Source organism: Pseudomonas sp. GM74 (assembly GCF_000282455.1).
GTDB lineage: Bacteria > Pseudomonadota > Gammaproteobacteria > Pseudomonadales > Pseudomonadaceae > Aquipseudomonas.
This window is the reverse complement of sequence record NZ_AKJG01000166.1, coordinates 1-22952: the sequence shown is the minus strand read 5'-3', so window position 1 is coordinate 22952 and position 22952 is coordinate 1. Positions and strand designations below refer to the sequence as shown.

Annotated in this window: 20 protein-coding genes; 11 read left to right on the top strand and 9 right to left on the bottom strand. The window is 60.7% G+C overall.

Translation table 11 applies throughout. The features are described 5' to 3' along the window. Positions 1-100: 100 nt before the first annotated feature. The 3 genes from PMI34_RS00635 to PMI34_RS00645 form a co-directional block, all read right to left on the bottom strand. A complete protein-coding gene (locus tag PMI34_RS00635) occupies positions 101-535 on the bottom strand; it encodes a YqaA family protein (RefSeq protein ID WP_008054158.1) in 435 nt (144 codons plus the stop codon). After that, entirely contained in the window at positions 535-981 is a 447-nt protein-coding gene (locus tag PMI34_RS00640) for a DUF411 domain-containing protein (RefSeq protein WP_008054157.1), read from the bottom strand. Before PMI34_RS00640 ends, PMI34_RS00635 begins: the two co-directional genes overlap by 1 nt. A 212-nt stretch (positions 982-1193) precedes the next feature. Then, positions 1194-2189 carry an aldo/keto reductase gene (locus PMI34_RS00645; RefSeq protein WP_008054154.1) on the bottom strand — a complete coding sequence of 332 codons (996 nt, stop codon included), beginning with the start codon at positions 2187-2189 and terminating at the stop codon, positions 1194-1196. A 117-nt stretch (positions 2190-2306) separates the two neighbouring features. Here PMI34_RS00645 and PMI34_RS00650 point away from each other — a divergent pair, with 117 nt between their 5' ends. Next, positions 2307-3233, top strand: coding sequence for a LysR family transcriptional regulator (locus PMI34_RS00650; RefSeq protein ID WP_008054153.1), 927 nt, complete (start codon positions 2307-2309; stop codon positions 3231-3233). A gap of 7 nt (positions 3234-3240) precedes the next feature. On the opposite strand, the gene PMI34_RS29040 is transcribed toward PMI34_RS00650, so the two are convergent. Beyond that, positions 3241-3378 (bottom strand): hypothetical protein, encoded by a 138-nt coding sequence (locus tag PMI34_RS29040; protein WP_008054152.1) that lies wholly within the window; start codon positions 3376-3378, stop codon positions 3241-3243. 156 nt (positions 3379-3534) lie between these two features. On the opposite strand from PMI34_RS29040, the gene PMI34_RS00655 reads away from it, so the two are divergent. Next, positions 3535-3723, top strand: a complete 189-nt coding sequence (locus PMI34_RS00655) for a hypothetical protein (protein ID WP_008054151.1) — start codon at positions 3535-3537, stop codon at positions 3721-3723. An 8-nt stretch (positions 3724-3731) separates the two neighbouring features. Here PMI34_RS00655 and PMI34_RS00660 read toward each other — a convergent pair whose 3' ends face one another. Continuing rightward, on the bottom strand, positions 3732-4103 hold the full coding sequence (locus PMI34_RS00660; protein ID WP_008054150.1) for a hypothetical protein: 372 nt from the start codon (positions 4101-4103) through the stop codon (positions 3732-3734). A 247-nt stretch (positions 4104-4350) separates the two neighbouring features. On the opposite strand from PMI34_RS00660, the gene pvdQ reads away from it, so the two are divergent. Continuing rightward, positions 4351-6699, top strand: a complete 2349-nt coding sequence (pvdQ, locus tag PMI34_RS00665; protein WP_008054149.1) for a bifunctional acylase PvdQ — start codon at positions 4351-4353, stop codon at positions 6697-6699. Positions 6700-6755: 56 nt separating this feature from the next. Here pvdQ and PMI34_RS00670 read toward each other — a convergent pair whose 3' ends face one another. Together PMI34_RS00670 and PMI34_RS00675 are read right to left on the bottom strand one after the other, a co-directional pair. Then, complete coding sequence (locus PMI34_RS00670; protein WP_008054144.1) at positions 6756-7757, bottom strand: FecR family protein; 1002 nt, start codon at positions 7755-7757, stop codon at positions 6756-6758. A gap of 215 nt (positions 7758-7972) precedes the next feature. Next, positions 7973-12805 (bottom strand): dermonecrotic toxin domain-containing protein, encoded by a 4833-nt coding sequence (locus PMI34_RS00675; RefSeq protein WP_008054143.1) that lies wholly within the window; start codon positions 12803-12805, stop codon positions 7973-7975. Between the two features lie 234 nt (positions 12806-13039). Here PMI34_RS00675 and PMI34_RS00680 point away from each other — a divergent pair, with 234 nt between their 5' ends. Continuing rightward, the gene (locus PMI34_RS00680; RefSeq protein ID WP_008054142.1) at positions 13040-14080 is read left to right on the top strand and encodes an Ldh family oxidoreductase; all 1041 of its coding nucleotides are present in this window, start codon (positions 13040-13042) and stop codon (positions 14078-14080) included. A 72-nt stretch (positions 14081-14152) separates the two neighbouring features. Here PMI34_RS00680 and PMI34_RS00685 read toward each other — a convergent pair whose 3' ends face one another. After that, positions 14153-14470 (bottom strand): DUF883 family protein, encoded by a 318-nt coding sequence (locus PMI34_RS00685; RefSeq protein WP_008054140.1) that lies wholly within the window; start codon positions 14468-14470, stop codon positions 14153-14155. A gap of 164 nt (positions 14471-14634) precedes the next feature. On the opposite strand from PMI34_RS00685, the gene PMI34_RS00690 reads away from it, so the two are divergent. Beyond that, positions 14635-14886, top strand: coding sequence for a hypothetical protein (locus tag PMI34_RS00690; protein ID WP_008054139.1), 252 nt, complete (start codon positions 14635-14637; stop codon positions 14884-14886). A 114-nt stretch (positions 14887-15000) separates the two neighbouring features. Here the strand turns inward: PMI34_RS00690 and PMI34_RS00695 are convergent, their stop codons facing one another. Continuing rightward, entirely contained in the window at positions 15001-15909 is a 909-nt protein-coding gene (locus PMI34_RS00695) for a LysR family transcriptional regulator (protein ID WP_008054138.1), read from the bottom strand. 84 nt (positions 15910-15993) lie between these two features. Between PMI34_RS00695 and PMI34_RS00700 the strand changes: the two genes are divergently transcribed. The 6 genes from PMI34_RS00700 (at position 15994) to PMI34_RS00725 (ending at position 22790) form a co-directional block, all read left to right on the top strand. Beyond that, on the top strand, positions 15994-16917 hold the full coding sequence (locus tag PMI34_RS00700; protein ID WP_008054137.1) for a carbon-nitrogen hydrolase family protein: 924 nt from the start codon (positions 15994-15996) through the stop codon (positions 16915-16917). 136 nt (positions 16918-17053) lie between these two features. Continuing rightward, positions 17054-18718, top strand: a complete 1665-nt coding sequence (locus tag PMI34_RS00705; protein ID WP_008054136.1) for an AMP-binding protein — start codon at positions 17054-17056, stop codon at positions 18716-18718. A gap of 16 nt (positions 18719-18734) precedes the next feature. Then, entirely contained in the window at positions 18735-19496 is a 762-nt protein-coding gene (locus PMI34_RS00710; RefSeq protein WP_032829944.1) for an SDR family NAD(P)-dependent oxidoreductase, read from the top strand. Positions 19497-19508: 12 nt separating this feature from the next. Beyond that, positions 19509-20702 carry an acetyl-CoA C-acyltransferase gene (locus PMI34_RS00715; protein WP_008054134.1) on the top strand — a complete coding sequence of 398 codons (1194 nt, stop codon included), beginning with the start codon at positions 19509-19511 and terminating at the stop codon, positions 20700-20702. 156 nt (positions 20703-20858) lie between these two features. After that, positions 20859-21986: an acyl-CoA dehydrogenase gene (locus tag PMI34_RS00720; protein WP_008054133.1), complete on the top strand. Its 1128-nt coding sequence runs from the start codon at positions 20859-20861 to the stop codon at positions 21984-21986. Positions 21987-22016: 30 nt separating this feature from the next. After that, positions 22017-22790, top strand: coding sequence for an enoyl-CoA hydratase (locus PMI34_RS00725; protein ID WP_032829948.1), 774 nt, complete (start codon positions 22017-22019; stop codon positions 22788-22790). The last annotated feature ends 162 nt before the right edge of the window (positions 22791-22952 follow it).

Here is a 22952-nt window from a genome sequence, read left to right as displayed (position 1 = left end):
ACTGCTTCGCAGCCGAACGCAGCCTCGCGGGCTCGGCAGCTGCTACAGATCGCATCACCGCTTAACTGACTGGCATCAGGCAATCGCCGCCTTCGGTGGTTCAACCCATCCAGCCCAGCGTCGCCACGGCCAGTACGCCATAGCGCGCGCCTTTGGCCAGGGTGACGATCAGCAGGAAGCGCCCCAATGGCTCGCGCATGACCCCGGCGACCAGTGTCAGCGGATCGCCGATTACCGGCAGCCAACTGAGCAACAATGACCAATGACCGTAGCGTTGGTAATGCAGCCGGGCTTTTTCCAGATGTCGGGGGCTTACCGGAAACCAGCGTCGGTCGCGGAACCGTTCAATTCCGCGCCCCAGCCACCAGTTGAGCAGCGACCCCAGAACATTGCCGAACGTCGCGACCGCCAGCAGCGCCCAGAGCCAGTAGCGGTCGCTGAGCAACAGGCCGACCAGCACCGCTTCGGATTGCAACGGCAGCAGCGTGGCGGCACCGAATGCCGCGAAAAAAAGCCCGAAGCAGGCGCCGGACATCAATGGGCGGGATAGTCCGCAACCACCACGTCAGTGCCGTCCTTTTTCAGGCCGATGACCTGATAGGCATCGCTCATGCCGTCCATTTCCATGCCGGGCGAACCCATGGGCATGCCGGGGGCAGCAACACCCTGCAGATCGTCGCGCTTGCTCAAGGCCAGGACCTGGTCGGCCGGGACATGACCTTCTACGAATTTGCCGTTGATCAACGCGGTGTGGCACGACGCCAGGCGTGGCGGCACGCCGTGCTGTTGTTTGAACTCGCTCATGTTGGCCTCGACATGGTCTTCGACCTTGAAGCCGTTGGCCTCCAGGTGGGTGATCCATTTTTTGCAGCAACCACAATTGGCGTCGCGATGAACCTCGATCGGAATGAGGTCGGCGGCCTGGGCCAGGGAGGACATGAACAAGGCGCTCAGGGCGATCAGGCGCAGAGGGTTTCGCATGGGGTTCGTCTCGGCTAACGGGCAAAAAATACGCATTCTGACCATTTTTTCCGGTCAGGTATTCAAGGAGTGTTTCGAATTACTACAAAGATCCGCCGCTCGATGATGGTAGATCAATGCTGACAGGTAGATGAGGGGCACATTACAAAATCGTCAGGATGGGACCCGGCGCGGAGGCGGCCCGTTGCGCTTATCGAACGGGCAGGCAAACCTTACCGGTCGAGCAGTTTCATGACTTCTTCCGGATACCGCAGGCCCGCGGTGGCGTGCGCCGCAAAGATCGCTTCCAGCGAGTGCAGTTCTTCGGCGCCCAGCGTCACCTCCAGAGCGGCTACGTTTTCTTCCAGGTACTTGCGTTGCTTGGTGCCCGGAATCGGAATCAGGTAATCACCCTGGGCCAGCACCCATGCCAGCGCCAGTTGGCCCGCCGTCACGCCTTTCTCTGCCGCCAGTGCTTGTACCTGTTGCACCAGCAGCAGGTTTTTCGCGAAGTTTTCGCCCTGGAAGCGCGGGCTGAAGCGGCGGTAATCGTCAGACGCGAAATCATCCGGGCTTTTCAACGCGCCGGTCAGAAACCCCCGGCCCAACGGGCTATAAGGCACAAAGGCGACGCCCAGGCGCTGGCAGGCCGCCAGGCACCCGTTTGCCTCCTGATCGCGACTCCATAGCGAATACTCGCTTTGCAGCGCACTGATCGGGTGAACCTTGTGCGCCCGTTCCAGGGTCGCCGCCGAGGCCTCGCTCAATCCCAGATAACGCACCTTGCCGGCACTGACCAGTTCAGCCATGGCGCCGACGGTTTCTTCAATGGCCACCTGCGGGTCGATTCGGTGTTGGTAATACAGGTCGAGGGTGTCCACGCCCAGGCGCTTCAAGCTGCCGTCGATGGATTGGCGAATGTATTGCGGCCGACCGTTGACGCCGCGGGCGGTGGGGTTGGCCGGGTCGCGGACGATCCCGAACTTGCTGGCCAGGAACACCTGGTCGCGCTTGCCGGCAATGGCCTTGCCGATCAGTTCTTCATTGGTGTGCGGGCCGTACATATCGGCTGTGTCGAGCAGGTTGACGCCCAGTTCCAGCGCGCGGTGCAGGGTGGCCGTGGCTTCGCGGGTGTCGGTGCCGGTGGTGTAGAAGTCGGTCATGCCCATACAGCCCAAGCCGATGGCCGACACCAGTGGGCCGTTTTTTCCCAATTGACGTGTGTGCATGAAATCAGCTCCCTGTGAAGTGAATCGCTATTGTTCGCCTCGACAGAAACAAGATAAACCGGCTAAAACGGCTATCACTATTCGTTAAATCTAAATAATCATCCGGTGGAGCCAGCAATGGACCGTTTCAACGCCATGCGCGTCTTTACCCGAATCGTCGAGCTGGGCGGCTTTGCCAGGGCCGCCGACAGCCTGCAATTGCCCCGGGCCTCGGTCACCATCCTGATCAAGCAACTGGAGGCGCACCTGGGGGTGCAACTGCTGCAACGCACCACCCGGCAGATCAGCCTGACGCTCGACGGCGCGGCCTATTACCCGCGTTGCGTGCGCTTGCTGGCAGACCTGGAAGAGACCGAAGCGGTGTTCAGTGCCGCGCGCCACAATCCCAAGGGATTATTGCGAGTGGACATGCCGGCGGGCGTGGGGCGCCTGATTGTGATTCCGGCACTGCCGCAATTCACCGCCCGCTATCCGTTGATCGAACTGGAAATCGGCCTGAATGACCGCCCGGTGGACCTGATTCGCGAGGGTGTCGATTGTGTCTTGCGCGGTGGATCGCCGCTGGACGATTCGCTGGTGGCGCGGCCGCTGGTGGTGATGGATCAGGTGACCTGTGCCAGCCCCGACTACTTGCGGCGGCACACTGCCCCCCAAACGCTGGATGACCTGCGCGGGCACCGGATGGTCGAGTATGTCGCCAGCAACAGTGGCAAACGCTATGGGCTGGAGTTTGTCGTGGATGGCCAGGTACGGTCGGTCGACCTGCCCAAGCAGGTGGCGGTCAACAGTGCCGATGGCTATCTGGCCGCGTGCGAGGCCGGATATGGCCTGGTGCAGACGCCGTACTATCACGTGGCGCGGCAACTGGAAGAGGGACGGTTGTGTGAAGTGCTGAGGGAGGTGCCGCCACCGGGCATGCCGATGACGGCGCTTTATCCGCCGCACCGCCAGTTGTCCCGGCGGGTGCGTGTGTTCGTCGATTGGCTGGTGGAACTGTGTTCCCAGCCGGGCAATGACTTCTACCGCAAGGATTCAGGCCGTTGAACCGCGGTTAACGATGCTGGTAGTAACCCGGTCCGCCATGGTTGTCATAGTGGTCGTGGTGCCAGCCCCCGTGGGGGAAAACAATGCATCCGCTCAGGGTCAGGATGGCAAGCAGGGGAATCAGCAGTGTGATTCGACGCAACATTTGAAAGTCCTCATGGTTATCGCCGCAATGAAGCTAAAACTCTTCATCGGCTGTAACATGAGACCCCGCTTGAAGCCGCTTATCCCCGAAACAGGGTAAGCGCTTGGCATGTGTGTCGATACAAACCGGATACATTTTCAGATTCAGGAACCCGCAATGACTCAGTCGCAACGTTTGAAATACTCGATTCTGATCTCCCTGGTGGTGCTGGGGATCATGTTTGGCCTTTCCTGGTTGCAGAACACCGGCGTCATCAGCGAAAAAATATTCCAGTACATCGCCATTGGCGTGGCGGTGGTCGTGGTGGTCATCAATGGCGTGATGCGCCGCAAGGTCAAGCCCTGATCATTCGATCATCGGTTGCGCAGGATGGCAGCAGCCTGGGGATGCAGGCTGTAGCTTTTGTCGGGGTTGAGGACTATCACGCCTTCGCTGCACAAGCGCTTGAGCACTTCACGCACGCTGAGAAATGACAGGGGAACATCCAGGTCCAGCAATTGGCTGTGCACGCCGCGCACGCCAAGGCTGCGGTCGTTTTCGGCGGCCATCAGCAGGGCATCGATGACTTTCAGGCGGATCAGACTGGTTCGAAGGCCAAAGCTTTTGAGCAGGATCCGGATCCGCTCGTTGCCGTGGCGATCGGTACGCGGCTCGAATACGCCGACTCCCATGGAAGTACCCTTTGGCGCGTTGCTACCGTCCGTTGGCAGTTGCGAGTTGTACATTGCAAAACTCCTTTCAGAGCCTGATCAGGAAAAATGGGCGCTCTTACAGGACTAGACGTATGAGCAGCCCGAATCATGAGGGCTCGAATGTAGAAAATTTGTCGCCATCGCGTGATCAACCTGTCAGTCCGTGGTCCTTTGCACAGTAAATCCCTAAATTTTTGTGGTGAGCTTCGTCCCTACAGGGAGGCCCGACGTGCGTGGATAGGCGCAGCCGTGGCCATCGTTTTTTCGATCAGGAGCGAGCGTGACTATTTCCAGCCAGTTAACCAGGTTGAGCCTGGCGGGTGTGACTCTGGGTTTGAGCCTGGGGCTGAGCCTTGCCGCGAGCGCCAGCGGTACGCCCGCGCAAACGAGTGCCGACATTCGTCGAACCGGTTTCGGCGTGCCGCACATCCGCGCCGACAACGAGCGCGGGCTCGGCTACGGCATCGGCTATGCCTACGCCCAGGACAACCTGTGCTTGCTGGCCAACGAGATCACTACGGTCAACGGCGAGCGTTCGCGCCATTTCGGACCGGATCAGTTCACCGTCGAGGAGCGTGAGAACCTGGTCAGCGATCTGTTCTTCACCTGGCTGAACACCCCGCAGGCCGTTGCCGGGTTCTGGCAGGCCCAGACTCTGGAGGTCCGTGAGCTGATCGAAGGCTATGTGGCGGGGTACAACCGCGCCTTGAGCGAGCGTCGCGCCCAGGGTTTGCCGCCGCAGTGCCAGGGCGATTGGGTGCGCGACATCACCCCGTCGGATCTGGTCAAGCTGACCCGGCGCCTGTTGGTCGAAGGTGGCGTTGGCCAGTTTGCCGAAGCCCTGGCCGGTGCTACGCCACCCAACGCAGTGGCCCGGGCGAGGAGCGCACAGTCGGATTTCCAGGTGGCGGCTACGCGGATGCAGCGTTTTGCCCTGGACCGGGGCAGCAATGCCGTCGCGGTCGGCAGCGAGCGTTCCTTCAACGGACGCGGCATGTTGCTGGCCAATCCGCATTTTCCGTGGGTGGGCGGCATGCGTTTTTACCAGATGCACCTGACCATTCCCGGCAAACTGGACGTGATGGGCGCGGCGTTGCCCGGCCTGCCGGTGATCAACATCGGTTTCAATCAGCATCTGGCCTGGACCCATACCGTGGATTCGTCGAGGCATTTCACGCTGTATCGCCTGCAACTCGACCCCAGGGATTCGACCCGGTACCTGCTCGACGGCCAGTCATTGCCGATGGACAAGCAGACGGTGACCGTCAACGTCAGGCAGGCGAACGGGCAGGTCCGGGCGATTTCCCATGCGGTCTACAGTTCGAAATTCGGTCCGGTGGTGCAATGGCCGGGAAAACTGGATTGGGATCATAAGTACGCCTACAGCCTGCGTGACGCCAATCTGGATAACGACCGCGTTCTGCAGCAGTGGTACGCGATGAACCGCGCGGAAAACCTCAAGGATTTCCAGGCCTCGGTGCACAGGATCCTGGGCATCCCGTGGGTCAACACGCTGGCGGCGGACGACCAGGGGCAGACGCTGTACATGAACCTCTCGGTGGTGCCCAACGTCAGCGTCGACAAGCTGGCGCAATGCAGCGATCCGCGAGTGGGCTTGCAGATGATCATTCTCGACGGCTCCAACAGCGCCTGTGCCTGGGACATCGATCCGCAGGCGCCACAACAAGGTATCTATGCGTCCGACAAGTTGCCGCAATTGCTGCGCAAGGATTTTGTCCAGCACGCCAATGATTCGGCATGGATGGTCAATCCGACGCAACCGTTGACCGGCTATTCGCCGTTGATCAGCCAGGACAGCCAGCCACTGGGGCTACGCTCGCGCTTTGCCCTGGATCGTTTGAGTTCATTGACCAAAGCCGGCAAGGTCGGGGCAGCGGACTTGCAACGCATGGTCATGGACGATCAGGTGTATCAGGCGGATCAAGTGATGCCGGACCTGCTGCAATTCTGCGTGGCGGATCTCGGTGTCGATGCCAAAACGCTTGCGCCACTGTGCGCCAGCCTCAAGGCCTGGGACCGCAAGGCCAACCTCAGCAGCGGTCTGGGTTTTGTGCATTTGCAGAATGTCATGGAGGCATTGGAGGCAGTGCCGGACGTATGGCGTGTGGCATTCGATCCGCAGGATCCGCAACATACACCGCGTGGAATCGCAGTCGATCACCCGCAGGTGGCGACGGCTCTAAGGGCAGCGATGCTGGCCTCGGTAGAACAGGTCAAGGCGGCAGGCCTCAAACCGGACAGTCGCTGGGGTGATATCCAGGTGGTCAGCAGCGGCGGACAACAGACACCGATCCACGGCGGCCCGGGGACCCTGGGGGTCTACAACGCCATCCAGAGTGTGCCGCGCAGCGATGGCAAGCGCGAAGTGGTCAGCGGCACGAGTTACCTGCAAGTGGTGACCTTTGACGAAAACGGACCGCAGGCCAAAGGGCTTTTGGCGTTCTCGTTGTCCAGCGACCCGGCCTCGAAGTATTCACGGGACCAGACGCTGGCCTTTTCCAGGAAGCAATGGAGCGTGCTGCCTTTCACCGAGCAACAGATCCTGTCCGATCCGGACTATCAGGCGCAGACGATTCGCCAGCAGGATGCAAAGGTGGCCACGCAGTAATGTAGAGGGGTTTTGCATGAACGCTGAAGGCCGCACCCCGCAAGGGTGGCGGCCTTTTAGCTTTTCGGGTTCTTTTGCGGAATCGCGTTGACCACCAGATTGCCGTTCTGGTTGCGGGTCAGGTAGACCGGCAGGACCCGCGGCAGGGACTTCACCAGGCCGTTGATCTCCTTGATGTTGTAGATGCCGCCGATATGGATCGAGCCGGTGCTGTTGTCGGCCACCATCAAGGGTTTGTCCAGGTAACGGTTGATCAGCGGCAGCGCATCGCTGAGCGCCAGATCGTCGAGCACCAGTTTGCCCTGGCGCCAGGCCAGCGAGCTGTCATTGTCATAGGTCTGGCTGATGCGGGGGATGAAGTCGCCGTGGCGATAACTGGCCTGCATCGCCGGGTCAAGGCGCAAGCCGTCGCCTTGCAGGTCGGCGTTGCTGCTCACCAGTACCGAACCCTCGATCAGATTGACCTTGACCTGGTCTTCATACATCCAGACGTTGAATTGGGTGCCGGTCACGCGAATCCGGCCTTCAGCGGCCTTGACCACGAAGGGGTGGCGAGTGTCATGGCTGACACTGAAGAAGGCTTCGCCTTTTTTCAGCGTGACTTGCCGCTGATCCTTGTAGTTGCTGTAGGTCAGTTCGCTGCCCAGGTTCAGTTCCACCTGGCTGCCGTCTTTCAAGGTGACCGTTCGAACATTGTCGGTCGCTTCGAAATGCTGGTACGCGTTCGGTACCCAGCCCAGGTGCCAGCCGCCATATCCGGCCAAGGGCAGTGCCAGGGCACATATCGCCGCGGCGATACCCAGGCGTCGCCACGGGTTTTGCGGTTGAGTGCGAACCTGCGGCACGACGGGCGCGGGATGGGGCAGGTCGCCGGCGACTTCCCAGATTTCCAGCATCGCTTCGTACTCGAAGGCATGGAGCGGGTGCGCATCACGCCACTGCTCGAACGCCTGGCGCTCTTGTTCGGTACAGTCACTGGCGTGCAGGCGCATGCACCAATGCGCAGCGGCATCGGTGACGGCGTCGTATTCGGCTTCCGAGAGCGTGTGTTCGGTCATTGGCTCATCCTGATTTCGTGCATTCTAACCTTGGGGGAAGTCTGCGAGAACATCAGTCATGGCATTTAACTATCAATGTGCAGTTCTTTTTCAACGCTTCGCCTCTGGAACACTTGTTGTCGGGTAGCAGTATCCATAGGTCGGGTGAAAAAAAGATCAAAATACGCGCCGCTGTACCGCGCAGATCCGGGGATCTGCGCGGTGTTACGTCGGGATCAGGTTTCAGGGGGCGAAGTGACGGGCACCGGGTCCAGTTGCCGGCCCATTTCGCAGATCAGAAACGCGATAGAGTCGGCATTGTGCAAAATGACATCGGTTCGGAACTTCGGATCCTGCACGTTTAAAAAAGCTTCCCGTGCCTTATCCATGGTCTTGCTGCCCGTTAGTTTCAGGATGGCCTTGCCGACGTGATAAGAACCCGGAATCGAATCCAGGCTGATCCACGTTTGCAGCCCATTGTTCCAGCGTGCGAACAGTTCCTCCTGCGGCGTTTTCAACGACAAGGCTTCTCGCTGGAAGTCCAGCTGTGACTGTTTCATGGCGGCGCCATAGGCGGTGATCGGCGCTACCAGATCGCTGAACGGTCGCCTGGCCTCAAGGGTTGCAATGTCCACGGCCTCGGAAAACAAATGAGCGAACTCGTGTATCAGCGTGGCGGCCTGGCTATGGCCGTCGACGTTGAAGGGCTGGGTTAAACAGGATTTGTACCAGTCGAGTTGTTGATCGAAGAATCTTTCCGTGAAGTGCACATTGCGTTGTTGATCCTTGTCCAGGACAAACGCGATGAGATTGTCATTCGGGTTCCGGCTTGAGCCCACGATAAAGCGTTGCGAGTTCATCCAGTCTTCATCGGGATCGACCAGCGCGTTGCAGATGGGAACGATGGCCTGTTTGATTTTGTCGAGCAGCCCTTGGTCGATCCGCCCAACGCCAAAAAAATCTTTAAGGAACGTATCCAGCCGTGTACCCGGGAGAAATTTGCGTAGCTGCACCATATTGTGGAGGCTGTTGAACGCGTAATAGCGAGCCATGTCGATGGCCTGCACAATCATCCGGGCTTTTTCGGGATGTTTTGCGCGGATTTCTTCCATCCCCCGGGCCTCGATGTTCAGCACATCCCGGGCAGTTTGGGCGTTGGCAAACTGATTGTGCATTTTCGAAAGGGCTTTGCCGAAGTGGACAGTGTGGGTATCCGGGTCGATCAGCAGTTGCTTGTCAGATGCTGCCCGTAACACGGGGCCTTCTTCTTCGCCCTTGACCATTCGCCAAACCGCCCCGGTCTTGTTCACGCCGTACACCTTGCCGGCAATGGCGGCGAAGGTCTTCTGGCTGGCCGCTTCGAGGTAGGTGCCGTCAGTGCGGCTTTTCGTCAGAGCTTTCAGTTCGACCGTGGTTTCGAATGGTTGCAACCGCGTACGCAGCGCGGCTGTCGACCGGACCTGCGACCAGGGTTGCGCAATCGCGGGGGTGGCAACCGGTTGAGCAACCGCCTCACCGGTTGCCTGGGCGGTGTCGGTCCATCCTTCAAACGATAACCGGCCCAATGAGACGAGTTGCGCGGCACCGGCAATAAAGTTCCGTAATGCCGTCCCCCAGTGATGGTCCTGCAGGGCTTCGGCCGAATTTCGGGCGTCCTTGAAGGCCTGCCAAAGAAATTGCCCATACGCGAGTTTGCCCGGCAGCAGGGCTGAAATGCGATCAATGCCCGAGCCGAACAGGTGTTTGACAGCCTCCCAGTCCGACTGACCGACAGCGTGTGACTGGCTGGCGAGCAACTGCGCCAGCAGTTGGGTGTTGTCATGGAAAAAGCGGGTGAGCAGATTGCCGTCGATGGGGCTGGACGCGAGGGTGATTTCGCTCGACTGGCCGACGGTGGACCCGAACAGGTTACGAAACACAGTTTGCTCACGGTCCGGCAGGCGACGAATCAACATGTCCTGCAATGGCCCCGGCGTGTTGATCGCCGCGACAACGCTCGCCTCATTGTCGAACTCGACAAACGGTGAGCCGCCGGGGTGGTAAGGGGCGTAGAGGATTTGCGGGCCTGTCTTGCCACTGCCGGGGCCAATCAGGTACAGACCCAGCGCCTTGACGGCAGCGGCACCGGTTGTCTTGATCAGTTCCAGTGGCCGGGCAATCGCGTGCGCACCCTGCACGGCCGCCCGGGCGATGGCGTCCGGCATGTCCAGCACTTGCCGAAGCAAATCGAAAGCTCCGTCGGACAGCCGTTGCTGCAGCTTCAGTTGGTGGGCGTGTTGCAGCAGTTGCCAGGGCAGCTGTTTGACGAAGCGCAACATTCGGCTTTCGACGCCAGCCGTTTGATTCGACAAGCTGTCCGTGACCTGTTTGGCGTAGTTCTGCGCAATACCCAGTGACAGTAACAGTTGACGGACCGCCGCCTGGTCCAACCCCGCGGGCAAGGCTTGAGAGGTTGCCGAGCTGACGTTGAACCCTGTGCCTTGCGCAACGTTGACATGGTTCAAGGCGAACTCAGTGAGGCTCCGGGCGGGGCCAGCCAGGGTCAGGTCGGGAGTGATTTCGATGTCGTCGGGGTCCAGCGCTTTCGCGGGGAAGCGGCTGCCGAGCAACGACGTCAGCGTTTCATGCACATACGATTTAAGGGGTTTGATCCCGTGCAAGTAGTCTTTGTCCTCATCAACGTTGTTGCGGTATTGCTCCAGCAGTTCAAGGTGCAGTCGCTGGTCTTCCAGCGGTGCCATGCCAAGCCAGGCGGGCAGGGTCTGCTGTCGGCTGATCGCCCGGGAAATCGAGGTGGCTCTTTGCAGGTTGGTGTTGAAGACCCTCGTAGTCAGGGCTTTCAGGGCTTTTTTCTGCTTCGTGTCGTTCAGTTCGAAGGTGCGCACGTGTTCGCAGCGAGCCAGAAAATGCTCGATGGACGATTGCGCGACTTGCTCCAGTACAGACCCTTCAATCAACCGCAGCGGACCCAGTGAGTAGCGTTGGTGAAAGACGCGCTGGGCCGGGGTGAGGTTTTCCAGCAGCGCCAGGCGAAGTCGTGGTTCGAGCAGACGGCGGTTCAGTTCCAGCCGTGCACGACTGATGGTGTCAAACACTTCCAGGCCCTCGGCGGGTGTCCACAGGATCGTCCGCCCGGAATGCGAGGGGTCGAGCCCGCCACGCTCAGTCAAGATCAAACAATGGGCCAGGGGCAGGACATCCCTCTGACCGGAGCACGCCAGGGTCAACGAGTAGACATCAGGGCGGAAACCCTTGAGTGACCGACGATTTTGTCGGCCGGCCTGATCCGGGTTGAAAACGGTTTCAACAATGGCCCGATCCGCGTCCCGCAGTGTCGCGCCAAGCCCGCGAAGACTGGCTTCGCCACGTATGCCGACGGAAAGCGCATGGGCCAGGCGGGGTTTCATGTTTTCCAGATAAACCCGCTGCAAGGCCAGCGAAGCAAGCGGTTGTGCTGCAAAGTCCGCACTGAGCAGTGTTTCGATGTCGCTGAAGGTCTTGACGAAAGCTGCCGCCGTATCGGCCAGCACCATGGAGGGAAGCTGATCGCCGGACAGTACTGGCCGGGTGCTCCAGCGTCCGTCGGCATCCAGCGTCAGCAAGCGTTCGCCGATCATCGAGCGGATATCCAGCGCCTTGTCGAACAGGGCGTGGATGTCCACGGCGCCGTCACTGTGACGGAACACCTGCAGGGCATATTCGATGTTCTGCAGTTGCTTGGTGACGATCGCGTCGAAGAGCTTGTTGAAGATCGCGCCGGAAATCACTTCCCCGGTCACGTTCGGCCGATCAAAACCGATGAAGCGTTGGCGTTCGTCCAGGCTCAGCAGGCCATAGAGCTCATCCTCGTGACCGGCCGCGCTGAACTTGCTCAGCACGGTATCGCACAAGTCCTGATAGTCCTTGAGCACCTGCAGGCCTTCGGTGGGCGTATAGAGAAACGCATCACTGGCGCTGACCATCAGGGAACCGGCCAACTCGACATAGTTGGCCTGGTACTCCCACAGGCGCACGGTTTCGACTGTCATTGATGGGGTCGTCCGGCTGGCCGTCGTGATCAACGCGTGCAAGTCCTGGCTTTGCTCCGGGGTGATGATCCCGGCTTCGCGCTTGAGCAGCAGTTGCACCCGCGCCTGAGCGGCGATGGTGCGGCCGAAGTATTCGCGACGCGATGCACCATCGGCACTCGCCGCCGCCCAGAAACCATCGAGCTGCCCGACCAACAGGCTGATCAGTGTGCGCGAGAGCGTCGTGACCGCGGCTTCCCAGCGTGGCTGGTCGGCGATTGCCGGGGACTTTTTCGGATGGGAAAATTCATGGGACTGCCCGGACGGCCAACACTGATGGCGATAGTGCAGGAGTACGGCGTCACTCAGGGACAAAGAGTTGACCCAGCGCCGCGTCGGACGGCTTTCATCGTCGTCCTCTTGCGCTGTTGCCTGATAGAAATTCACCCGGGTCTGGCGCTGATCCAGGCCGGGGAAAGACAAAGCCAGCTGTTTACCCAGCCATGCATCGAGCAGCGACTTCAGGGACGGCAGTGCTTTGAGTTCGTCGAGCAGGGCCTGGTCGTTGATCTGCTGTTGGGTGGAGAGGGTGTTGCGTTGGTCCTCGAACACGTCACCGTCGATGGTTTGAAAGTCCAGCCCGATGTCGGCGGCGTCCACTACGGCCTTGCGTGAAGATAACGCCATGAAGGCCAGCAGATCGTCTTCTTCGCTGGCCGCTTTGAGTCGAGTCAATAGGTGTAGCGTCAGGGCCGTACGGTCAGCGAACTTTTTTATTCCCGTGTAGGGGGTGTAGAGAATCAGGCCATTGTCATCGGGCGTCGCGGTCAGCAAAAAACTGCCGGCCAGCACTACAGGTTCCAGGCCAGGGATTTTCAGCAGGATTCTTTTCGCGAGCATGGGCGGCTTCTGCTGATCGCGCAGTGCCTGGCTGGCCAGTTCGATTTGGCTGAACCATTCGAAGTCCTTTAGCGTCAGCCCGTGGGTTTTGCCCAGTTCTCTCCAGAGGCCGCGCAACGTCAGCGCCTCAGGGAAAAACAGCGGAGTTACAGATGTAGACATCGTCGAGTCTCGTTCAAGGTGCCACTCAAAGGCGCCTGTGGGTTGAGCATCGAGACTAAAAGCCGGTGCGTTGACGCAGGTGGTAAATAGATAACGCACGGGTAGTGGGCATTCGTGACACGGATATACGTCATCGACCCTGAGCGAGAGGTTGACAGGTCACTCGCCGCGCGTTGTTAATCGGCGGGTCTTTGTACGCTGTTGTTCCCTCCAATAATCATTCTGGAGCTTCAGATGTCTGCGCCACACGATCACGCCTCTACTGCGATCTCGTCACACCTGTCATTCGAAGCGCTGAGCGCTTTGCTGGAGAAGATTTTTCTGCGTCACGGCACGTCGGCCGAGGTTGCCCGGGTGCTGGCGCAAAACTGCGCCGGTGCCGAGCGCGACGGCGCGCATAGTCACGGGGTGTTTCGCATTCCGGGTTATGTTTCGACGCTGCAAAGCGGCTGGGTCAATGGCCAGGCGGTTCCGGTCGTCGAAGATGTGGCTTCAGGTTTTGTGCGGGTCGACGCCAATAACGGTTTTGCGCAACCGGCCCTGGCGGCGGCACGCGAACTACTGGTGCAAAAGGCCCGAAGTGCCGGCATCGCGGTGCTGGCGATCCGTAACTCACACCATTTCGCGGCCTTGTGGCCGGATGTCGAACCCTTCGCCGATGAAGGCCTCGTGGCATTAAGCGTGGTCAACAGCATGACCTGCGTGGTGCCCCACGGTGCCGACCGGCCGTTGTTCGGCACCAACCCGATTGCCTTCGCTGCGCCACGGGCCGATGGCGGGCCGATTGTCTTCGACCTGGCCACCAGTGCCATTGCCCATGGCGACGTGCAAATTGCCGCTCGCGAAGGCAAGCGCTTGCCGGAAGGGATGGGCGTGGACAGCCTCGGTCAGCCGACCACGGACCCGAAGGCGATTCTCGAAGGTGGTGCGTTGCTGCCTTTCGGCGGGCACAAGGGCTCGGCGTTGTCGATGATGGTCGAGTTGCTCGCGGCGGCACTGACTGGCGGCAATTTTTCCTTCGAGTTCGACTGGAAGAACCACCCTGGCGCCAAGACCCCCTGGACTGGCCAGTTGCTAATCGTGATCGATCCGGGCAAAGCGGCGGGGCAAAGTTTTGCCGAGCGCAGCCAGGAACTGGTGCGGCAAATGCACGGTGTCGGCTTGAAGCGTTTGCCGGGGGACCGGCGTCATCATCAGCGCGGCAGGTCGCAGGCCAACGGCATAGAACTGGATGCCCAGACGCTGGCGAACCTGCGGGAACTGGCCGGGGATTGATTCTTTAGATGCGCCGCATTCCCCTGTGGGAGCGAGCTTGCTCCGGGCGGCGCTCCCACAGGGTTTAGTGTCTTAGCGACGACCCAGCAACAACCCCACCACCAGACCGAGCCCGGCGGAAATCGCCACGGTTTGCCATGGATGCCCGCCGATATAGGTTTCAGTGGCCTCGACCGCAGGCAAGGTCCGGTCGCGCACGCTGCTCACCGAATCCCTGGCCTGCTGGAGTTTCAGGGCGATTTGTCCGTGAAGGGTTTCCGCTTCTTCCCCGACCAGCGAGGCACTGCTTTTCAGCAGTTTTTCCGACTCTTCGATCAGCGACTGAAGTTCGCTGAAGACTTGATCCTTGATTTGATCTTCGGTGGCTTGCGCGGCGGTTTTGCGGGCCATTGAAGTACTCCTTGCAGGTAAGTGGACAGTGAATAATGGAGTCTGCTGTCGTCGGAAAAGTTGCAGCTATTTTGCCCGAGGAGGTCATGTTGCTGAAAAACCGGCGCAGGACCTTTCGTCCTACAGTGTAAGATGTCGCCTATTTTATGCAGCAGGAAATTCCCATGAGCTTCAATCTGGCCGACAAACCCCTTGCCGAGCGCGCTGCGCTTGAAGACGAGAAATCCCGTCTGTTCGAACTCTGGCAAAACAACTTGGGCAAAGCCAAGGGCGAGGCCGCGCGGTTGTTCGGCGAACGGGCCAAGCGCAAAGGCAAGTGGGCCGAATGGGTGCGCGCCGAACTGGACGGCATGTCGCCCCCGGAATACGCCAACATGGTGCGCAGTGAAGTCAATCGCCTGATGGCGGCCAAGTAGGAGCTGCCGAAGGCTGCGATCTTTTGATCTTGATCTTGTTGCCCAGCCGCCGCCGAAAAGAAAACAGCAAACAGCAAACAGCAAACAGCAAAAGATCGCAGCCTGCGGCAGCTCCTACGAGAAAGCGGCGACAATCGCCTCGCGCACTTTCAACAACACCGGGTCAAGCTGGGTGCTGGTCCGCCAGCCCAGTTCGATCGGGTAGCGCGGCAAGGCCAGGGGGCAGGGCAGCAGCGCCAGCCCGCTGAGCGTTGCGATGCTTTGGGCGGCATGGGCCGGAATGGTCGCCACCGCCCGGCTGCCTTTGAGCAAATGGGGCAACGCGGCAAAGTGCGTGGTCGAGGCGCACACCCTTCGACTCAGCCCCAGCGCCGCCAATCCCTCATCGGTAATGCCGATAAAACCGCCGGACGACACCAGAATGTGTTCGCGGGCCACAAACTCCTCAAGACTGATGTTCTGCTGGCCCTCCACCAGGCTCAACGGGTCCGCCAGGCACAGATAACCGCCTTCTCCCAGCACCTCACGGCTGAGCAACCGCTCGGCAAACCCGCCCGCGGCAATCGCCAGGTCAATGCTGCGTTCCATTAGCGCCTGGGCGACGATCTGGCTGTGGGTCTGGCGGAAAATCAGCCGCAGCTTCGGCGCGCTTCGGGCAATTTCTTCGATCAGCCGCCGGCCGTAGGCAATTTCGAAATCATCCGACATTCCTACGGTGACCGAGCGGCCTTCGTACTGTTGCGCAGCCGGATCGACCATCGCCAGGCTCTGCCGGCATTTATTCAGGGCATCGCTGACCACCGGTTTTAGCTGGTTGGCCTTGAGCGAGGGGGCCAGGCCACGTCCGGTGCGCACGAACAACTGATCGCCATACAGCTCGCGCAACCGACGCAAGGCCGCGCTGACGGCCGATTGCGTCACGCCCAGGCGCAATGCGGCACGGCTGGCGCTGGACTCTTCGTGCAGCGCTTCGAAGACTTTGAGCAGGTTGAGGTCGACGTCGGTGATATTCATTTTGTTCATATCATTAAGCAGTTAATCGGTCTTTATTGATGATCGCGTGACGCCGGAGAATGAGCAACACCTGACGCGAATGGAGTTTCCAAGATGGCCAAATCAATCGTTGCGGCCCTGCAGATCGGCGCCTTGCCTGGTGGCAAGGCTGAAACCCTGGAACAGATCCTGTCCTATGAAAACGCGATCATCGAATCCGGCGCCGGGTTGGTGGTGATGCCGGAAGCGCTGTTGGGCGGTTATCCCAAAGGCGAGGGCTTTGGCACTCAATTGGGTTATCGCTTGCCACAAGGGCGCGAAGCCTTTGCCCGCTATTTTGCCAATGCCATCGACGTACCCGGCGCGGAAACCGAGGCGCTGGCGGGGCTGTGCGCACGCACCGGAGCCAATCTGGTGATCGGTGTGATCGAGCGCTTCGGCAGCACTTTGTACTGCACCGTGCTGTACTTCGATCCGCAGGCGGGGCTGGTGGCCAAACACCGCAAACTGATGCCCACCGGCACCGAACGGCTGATCTGGGGCAAGGGCGATGGCTCGACCTTGCCGGTGATCGACAGCCAGGTCGGGCGCATCGGTGCGGTGGTGTGCTGGGAAAACATGATGCCGCTGCTGCGCACGGCGATGTACGCCAAGGGCGTGGAGGTGTGGTGCGCGCCGACCGTGGACGAGCGGGAGATGTGGCAGGTCAGCATGCGCCACATCGCCCATGAAGGGCGTTGCTTTGTGGTCAGCGCCTGTCAGGTCCAGGCATCGCCCCAGGACTTGGGCCTGGACATCGCCAACTGGCCGGCGCAGCGGCCGTTGATTGCCGGCGGCAGCGTGATCGTAGGACCCATGGGCGACATCCTTGCCGGGCCGTTGCGCGAAAGCGCCGGGCTGCTTACCGCGCAAATCGACACGGACGACCTGGTACGCGCCCGCTACGACTATGACGTGGTCGGCCACTATGCCCGGCCGGATGTGTTCGAGCTGACCGTGGACGAGCGCGCCAAACCCGGGGTGCGCTTCATCTCCTGATGTCCTGCGGGCTTTGGCCAAAGCAGTCAGACAACTTGATAACTTTGACCATTGCCCGACACCCCGCGCAGAGCGAGTATTTCCCTGTTGATTACGGTTCCCCCAACCTAATAAGAAACACAGAGGGATTCTGGCAATGCGCGATTACTTGTCTGCTACTTCTCAGTTCAACTATCAGCACACCGTCGATGCCGCGCTCGCGGGCGACCTGACGGCCGTCAACGCCTGTGTCGAATGCTGTGACCGACATGCCTTGCCGGGCCGCATCGCGCTGTTCTGGGAAGGACGCGACGGCACCAGTGCGACGTACACCTTCACCGACTTGCAGGACAAGGCCGCGCGTTTCGCCAACTACCTGCTGGCCCAGGGCGTGAAAAAAGGCGACAAGGTCGCCGGCCTGTTGCCACGCAATATCGAACTCTTGATCACCGTGTTCGCCACCTGGCGCATCGGCGCGGTGTATCAACCGCTGTTTACCGCGTTCGGCCCCAAAGCCATCGAGCACCGCTTGGGCAGCTCTGGCGCCAAGGTTGTGGTGACCGATGCCGTGAACCGGCCGAAACTCGCCGAAGTCGCCGATTGCCCGACCACGGTGACCGTCACCGGTGCCAAAGGGCAGGGCCTGGTGCGTGGCGATTTCAGTTTCTGGGCCGAACTGGCCAATTATTCCGCCGACTGTGAACCGGTGCTGCTGACCGGCGAAGACCCGTTCCTGCTGATGTTCACCTCGGGCACCACCGGCCCGTCGAAAGCGCTGTCGGTGCCGCTCAAGGCCATCGTTGCGTTCCAGGGCTACACCCGCGATGCGGTGGATCTGCGCCCGGAGGACGCCTTCTGGAACGTCGCCGACCCGGGTTGGGCCTACGGCATTTATTTCGGTGTCACCGGGCCAATGGCCATGGGTCATCCGATCACCTTTTACGATGGCCCGTTCACCCTCGAAAGCACCTGCCGGGTGATCAACAAGTACGGGATCACCAACCTCACCGGTTCGCCGACGGCCTACCGTTTGCTGATTGCCGGCGGCGATGAGTTCGCCAGATCGATCAAGGGCAAGCTGCGTATCGTCAGCAGCGCCGGCGAGCCGCTGAACCCGGAAGTGATCCGCTGGTTTGCCGACAACCTCGGTGTGGTCATCCACGACCATTACGGTCAGACCGAGCTGGGCATGGTGCTGTGCAACCACCACGGCCTGGAACACCCGATTCATATGGGCGCCGCCGGTTTCGCCTCGCCGGGCCACCGCATTGTGGTGCTGGATGACGACTATAAAGAGCTGGGTGTCGGCCAGCCCGGCATCCTCGCCATCGACCGCAGCCAATCGCCGATGTGCTGGTTCGCCGGCTACGAAGGCGGGCCGACCAAGGCCTTTGTCGGCAACTACTATCTGAGTGGCGACACCGTGGAGTGGAACCCGGACGGCAGCATCAGCTTCGTCGGTCGCAGCGATGACGTGATCACCACCTCCGGCTACAGGGTCGGTCCCTTCGACGTGGAAAGTGCGCTGATCGAACACCCGGCGGTGGTCGAGGCCGCCGTGGTCGGCAAGCCCGATCCGGAGCGCACCGAACTGGTGAAGGCGTTCGTCGTGCTCAGCCCGCAATACCGCGCCGCCCCTGAGTTGGCCGAAGAACTGCGCCAGCACGTGCGCAAGCGTCTGGCGGCGCACTCGTACCCCCGTGAAATCGAATTTGTCAGCGAATTGCCGAAAACCCCAAGCGGCAAATTGCAGCGCTTTATCTTGCGCAACCAGGAAATCGCCAAGGCTCAAGAGGCTGCGGCGAAGAACGTTCCAGCTTGAATCCAGGGAAACAATGATGCAGATCCAGAACAAGATTTTTATCGTCACCGGCGGCGCTTCCGGCCTCGGTGCAGCGACTGCCGAGGTGCTCGTTGCCGCTGGCGCGAAAGTGATGCTGGTGGATATGAACGCCGAAGCCGTTGCAGCTCAGGCCCAGCGCCTTGGCGCGCAAAGCGTGGTGGCGGACATCAGCGACGAGGCGGCGGCCGAAGCGGCCGTTCAGGCGACGGTCAAGGCTTTCGGCGGCCTCAACGGTCTGGTCAATTGCGCCGGCATCGTGCGTGGCGAGAAGATTCTCGGCAAGAACGGTCCGCACTTGCTGGCCAGTTTCAGCCAGGTGATCAACGTCAACCTGATCGGTAGCTTCAACATGCTGCGCCTTGCGGCAGCGGCGATTGCCGAGACCGAAGCGGATGCCGACGGTGAGCGCGGCGTGATTATCAACACCGCATCTGCCGCGGCTTACGACGGTCAGATCGGCCAGGCGGCTTACTCGGCGTCCAAGGGGGCGATTGTCAGCCTGACCTTGCCGGCGGCTCGTGAGCTGGCGCGTTTCGGCATCCGTGTGATGACCATCGCCCCGGGTATATTCGAAACGCCGATGATGGCCGGCATGACCCAGGAAGTCCGCGATTCCCTGGCCGCCGGCGTGCCGTTCCCGCCACGTCTGGGCAAACCGGCCGAGTACGCAGGGCTGGTCAGGCATATCATAGAAAACAGCATGCTCAATGGCGAGGTGATCCGTCTCGACGGTGCCTTGCGCATGGCCGCCAAGTAAGGAGGATTTGTCATGACAATGTCCAACGATCCAATTGTTATCGTCAGCGCCGTCCGCACCCCGATGGGCGGCTTCCAGGGCGAACTGAAAAGCCTGACCGCGCCGCAACTTGGTGCTGCTGCCATCAAGGCCGCGGTTGAACGCGCCGGCGTCGCCAGTGATAGCGTCGATGAAGTGCTGTTTGGCTGCGTACTGCCGGCTGGCCTCGGCCAGGCCCCGGCGCGTCAGGCGGCGCTGGGTGCCGGGCTGGATAAATCGACCCGCTGCACCACTCTGAACAAGATGTGCGGCTCCGGCATGGAAGCGGCGATTCTGGCCCATGACATGTTGTTGGCCGGCAGTGCCGACGTGGTGGTCGCCGGTGGCATGGAAAGCATGTCCAACGCGCCTTATCTGCTGGACCGCGCCCGCGCCGGCTACCGCATGGGCCATGGCAAGGTGCAGGACTCGATGTTCCTTGACGGCCTCGAAGACGCCTACGACAAGGGCCGCCTGATGGGCACCTTCGCCGAGGAATGCGCCGAAACCAACGGCTTCAGCCGTGAAGCCCAGGACGCGTTCGCCATTGCCTCGACCACCCGCGCGCAGCAGGCGATCAAGGACGGTAGCTTCAAGGACGAAATCGTCCCGCTGACCGTGACGGTCGGCAAAGAGCAGGTGGTGATCAGCAATGACGAGCAGCCACCAAAAGCCAGGCTGGACAAGATCGCTTCGTTGAAGCCGGCTTTCCGCGAAGGCGGTACGGTGACCGCGGCCAACTCCAGTTCGATTTCCGACGGTGCCGCCGCGCTGGTGCTGATGCGTCAGTCCCAGGCACAGAAGCAAGGCCTGAAACCCTTGGCGGTGATCCATGGCCACGCGGCGTTCGCCGACACTCCGGGCCTGTTCCCGGTGGCGCCAATCGGTGCAATCAAGAAATTGATGAAGAAAACCGGCTGGTCGCTCAATGACGTCGATCTGGTGGAAGTCAACGAAGCCTTCGCCGTGGTCGGCATGGCCGCGATGACTCATCTGGAAATCCCCCACGAGAAGCTCAACGTGCACGGCGGTGCTTGCGCCCTCGGTCACCCGATCGGCGCGTCCGGCGCGCGGATTCTGGTGACTTTGCTCTCGGCCCTGCGCCAGAAAGGCTTGAAGCGTGGCGTTGCAGCGATTTGTATCGGCGGCGGTGAAGCGACGGCCATGGCCGTGGAATGCCTCTATTAAGTCCAGTGCAAATCACTGTGGGAGCGGGCTTGCCCGCGATAGCGGACTGTCAGTCAACCACGATGTTGGATGTGATGGCCTCATCGCGGGCAAGCCCGCTCCCACAGGTCCAGTGTTTCAGCTTGCATGAATGGCACGATTTTTTAAGGATTCACCATGATCCCCAATGACGACCAACAACAAATCCGCGACATGGCCCGGGACTTTGCCCAGGAACGCCTGAAGCCGTTCGCCGCCGAGTGGGACCGCGAGCACCGCTTTCCCAAGGAAGCCATCGGCGAGATGGCCGGGCTGGGCTTCTTCGGCATGCTGGTGCCGGAGCAGTGGGGCGGTTGCGACACCGGTTACCTGGCCTACGCCATGGCGCTCGAAGAAATCGCCGCCGGCGATGGCGCCTGCTCGACCATCATGAGCGTGCACAACTCCGTGGGCTGTGTGCCGATCCTCAACTACGGCACCGATGAGCAGAAGGAGCGCTTCCTCAAACCGCTGGCCAGCGGCGCGATGCTCGGCGCTTTCGCCCTGACCGAACCCCAGGCCGGTTCCGACGCCAGCGGCCTGAAAACCCGTGCCCGTCTGGAAGGTGATCATTACGTGCTCAACGGTTGCAAGCAGTTCATCACGTCCGGGCAGAATGCCGCAGTGGTGATCGTGTTTGCGGTGACCGATCCGAATGCTGGCAAGCGGGGCATCAGCGCGTTTATCGTGCCGGCCGATTCGCCGGGCTACACCGTCGCAAGGGTCGAGGACAAGCTCGGCCAGCATGCGTCCGACACCTGCCAGATTCTCTTCGAAGACGTGAAAGTCCCGGTGGCCAACCGTTTGGGCGAGGAGGGCGAAGGCTACAGGATTGCCCTGGCCAACCTTGAAGGCGGTCGCGTCGGCATCGCTTCGCAATCGGTGGGCATGGCCCGCGCCGCGTTCGAAGCGGCGCGCGATTACGCTCGTGAGCGCCAGAGCTTCGGCAAGCCGATCATCGAGCACCAGGCCGTGGCCTTCCGTCTGGCGGACATGGCCACCCAGATCGCCGTGGCGCGGCAAATGGTGCACTACGCCGCCGCCCTGCGTGACAGTGGCAAGCCGGCGCTGGTCGAGGCGTCGATGGCCAAACTGTTCGCCTCGGAAATGGCCGAGAAGGTATGCTCCTCGGCGCTGCAAACCCTGGGCGGTTACGGTTACCTCAACGATTTCCCGCTGGAACGGATCTACCGCGACGTGCGGGTCTGCCAGATCTACGAAGGCACCAGCGATATTCAACGCATGGTCATTTCACGCAACTTATAAGAAGGAGTCCGCCCTGTGAGCGACAAAGAGCTGAACTACGAAACGATTTTGCAGGAAACCCACGGCCGCGTTGGCCTGATCACCCTCAACCGTCCACAAGCGCTGAATGCGTTGAACGCGCAGATCGTCAGTGAGCTGAACCAGGCCCTCGATGGCTTCGAGGCTGACTCGAACATCGGCTGCATCGTCCTGACCGGTTCGAAAAAAGCCTTCGCCGCCGGTGCCGACATCAAGGAAATGGCCGAGCTGACCTATCCGCAGATCTACATCGACGATCTGTTCAGCGATAGCGATCGCGTGGCCAACCGCCGCAAGCCGATCATCGCGGCGGTCAACGGTTTCGCTTTGGGCGGTGGCTGCGAACTGGCGCTGATGTGCGACTTCATTCTGGCCGGCGACAACGCCCGATTCGGCCAGCCGGAAATCAACCTCGGCGTGCTGCCGGGTATGGGCGGCACCCAGCGCCTGACCCGTGCCGTGGGCAAGGCCAAGGCCATGGAAATGTGCCTGAGCGGGCGCCTGATCGATGCCGTGGAAGCAGAGCGTTGCGGGATTGTCGCGCGTATCGTACCGAGCGATGAACTGCTGGATGAAGCGCTGAAAGTCGCGGCATTGATCGCCAAAAAATCGTTGCCGATTGCGATGATGGTCAAGGAAAGCGTCAACCGTGCCTTCGAAGTGAGCCTGGCCGAAGGCGTGCGCTTTGAGCGCCGGGTGTTCCATGCGGCGTTTGCGACACAGGATCAGAAGGAAGGGATGGCGGCGTTCATTGCCAAGCGTGAGGCGGAGTTCGTCGGTAAGTAATGCGGCGTATTTGCTGACGCTATCGCTGGCAAGCCAGCTCCCACAGGGTCCGGGGTGTACACAACATGGGTGAACAACCGAGAACACTGTGGGAGCTGGCTTGCCAGCGATGCCTTTAAGGCTTCAAACCAATTTACAGCCAAAAGATCGCAGCCTTCGGCA

What these genes read in the sequence shown, in the direction of transcription:
- PMI34_RS00645 (WP_008054154.1), bottom strand. Translation starts at nt 2,189, where the DNA reads ATGCACACACGTCAATTGGGAAAAAACGGCCCACTGGTGTCGGCCATC.
- PMI34_RS29040 (WP_008054152.1), bottom strand. Translation starts at nt 3,378, where the DNA reads ATGTTGCGTCGAATCACACTGCTGATTCCCCTGCTTGCCATCCTGACC.
- PMI34_RS00695 (WP_008054138.1), bottom strand. Translation starts at nt 15,909, where the DNA reads ATGAACAAAATGAATATCACCGACGTCGACCTCAACCTGCTCAAAGTC.
- PMI34_RS00680 (WP_008054142.1), top strand. Translation starts at nt 13,040, where the DNA reads ATGTCTGCGCCACACGATCACGCCTCTACTGCGATCTCGTCACACCTG.
- PMI34_RS00720 (WP_008054133.1), top strand. Translation starts at nt 20,859, where the DNA reads ATGATCCCCAATGACGACCAACAACAAATCCGCGACATGGCCCGGGAC.
- PMI34_RS00635 (WP_008054158.1), bottom strand. Translation starts at nt 535, where the DNA reads ATGTCCGGCGCCTGCTTCGGGCTTTTTTTCGCGGCATTCGGTGCCGCC.
- PMI34_RS00640 (WP_008054157.1), bottom strand. Translation starts at nt 981, where the DNA reads ATGCGAAACCCTCTGCGCCTGATCGCCCTGAGCGCCTTGTTCATGTCC.
- PMI34_RS00710 (WP_032829944.1), top strand. Translation starts at nt 18,735, where the DNA reads ATGCAGATCCAGAACAAGATTTTTATCGTCACCGGCGGCGCTTCCGGC.
- PMI34_RS00715 (WP_008054134.1), top strand. Translation starts at nt 19,509, where the DNA reads ATGACAATGTCCAACGATCCAATTGTTATCGTCAGCGCCGTCCGCACC.
- PMI34_RS00685 (WP_008054140.1), bottom strand. Translation starts at nt 14,470, where the DNA reads ATGGCCCGCAAAACCGCCGCGCAAGCCACCGAAGATCAAATCAAGGAT.
- PMI34_RS00660 (WP_008054150.1), bottom strand. Translation starts at nt 4,103, where the DNA reads ATGTACAACTCGCAACTGCCAACGGACGGTAGCAACGCGCCAAAGGGT.
- PMI34_RS00705 (WP_008054136.1), top strand. Translation starts at nt 17,054, where the DNA reads ATGCGCGATTACTTGTCTGCTACTTCTCAGTTCAACTATCAGCACACC.
- PMI34_RS00670 (WP_008054144.1), bottom strand. Translation starts at nt 7,757, where the DNA reads ATGACCGAACACACGCTCTCGGAAGCCGAATACGACGCCGTCACCGAT.
- PMI34_RS00700 (WP_008054137.1), top strand. Translation starts at nt 15,994, where the DNA reads ATGGCCAAATCAATCGTTGCGGCCCTGCAGATCGGCGCCTTGCCTGGT.
- PMI34_RS00690 (WP_008054139.1), top strand. Translation starts at nt 14,635, where the DNA reads ATGAGCTTCAATCTGGCCGACAAACCCCTTGCCGAGCGCGCTGCGCTT.
- PMI34_RS00655 (WP_008054151.1), top strand. Translation starts at nt 3,535, where the DNA reads ATGACTCAGTCGCAACGTTTGAAATACTCGATTCTGATCTCCCTGGTG.
- PMI34_RS00650 (WP_008054153.1), top strand. Translation starts at nt 2,307, where the DNA reads ATGGACCGTTTCAACGCCATGCGCGTCTTTACCCGAATCGTCGAGCTG.
- PMI34_RS00675 (WP_008054143.1), bottom strand. Translation starts at nt 12,805, where the DNA reads ATGTCTACATCTGTAACTCCGCTGTTTTTCCCTGAGGCGCTGACGTTG.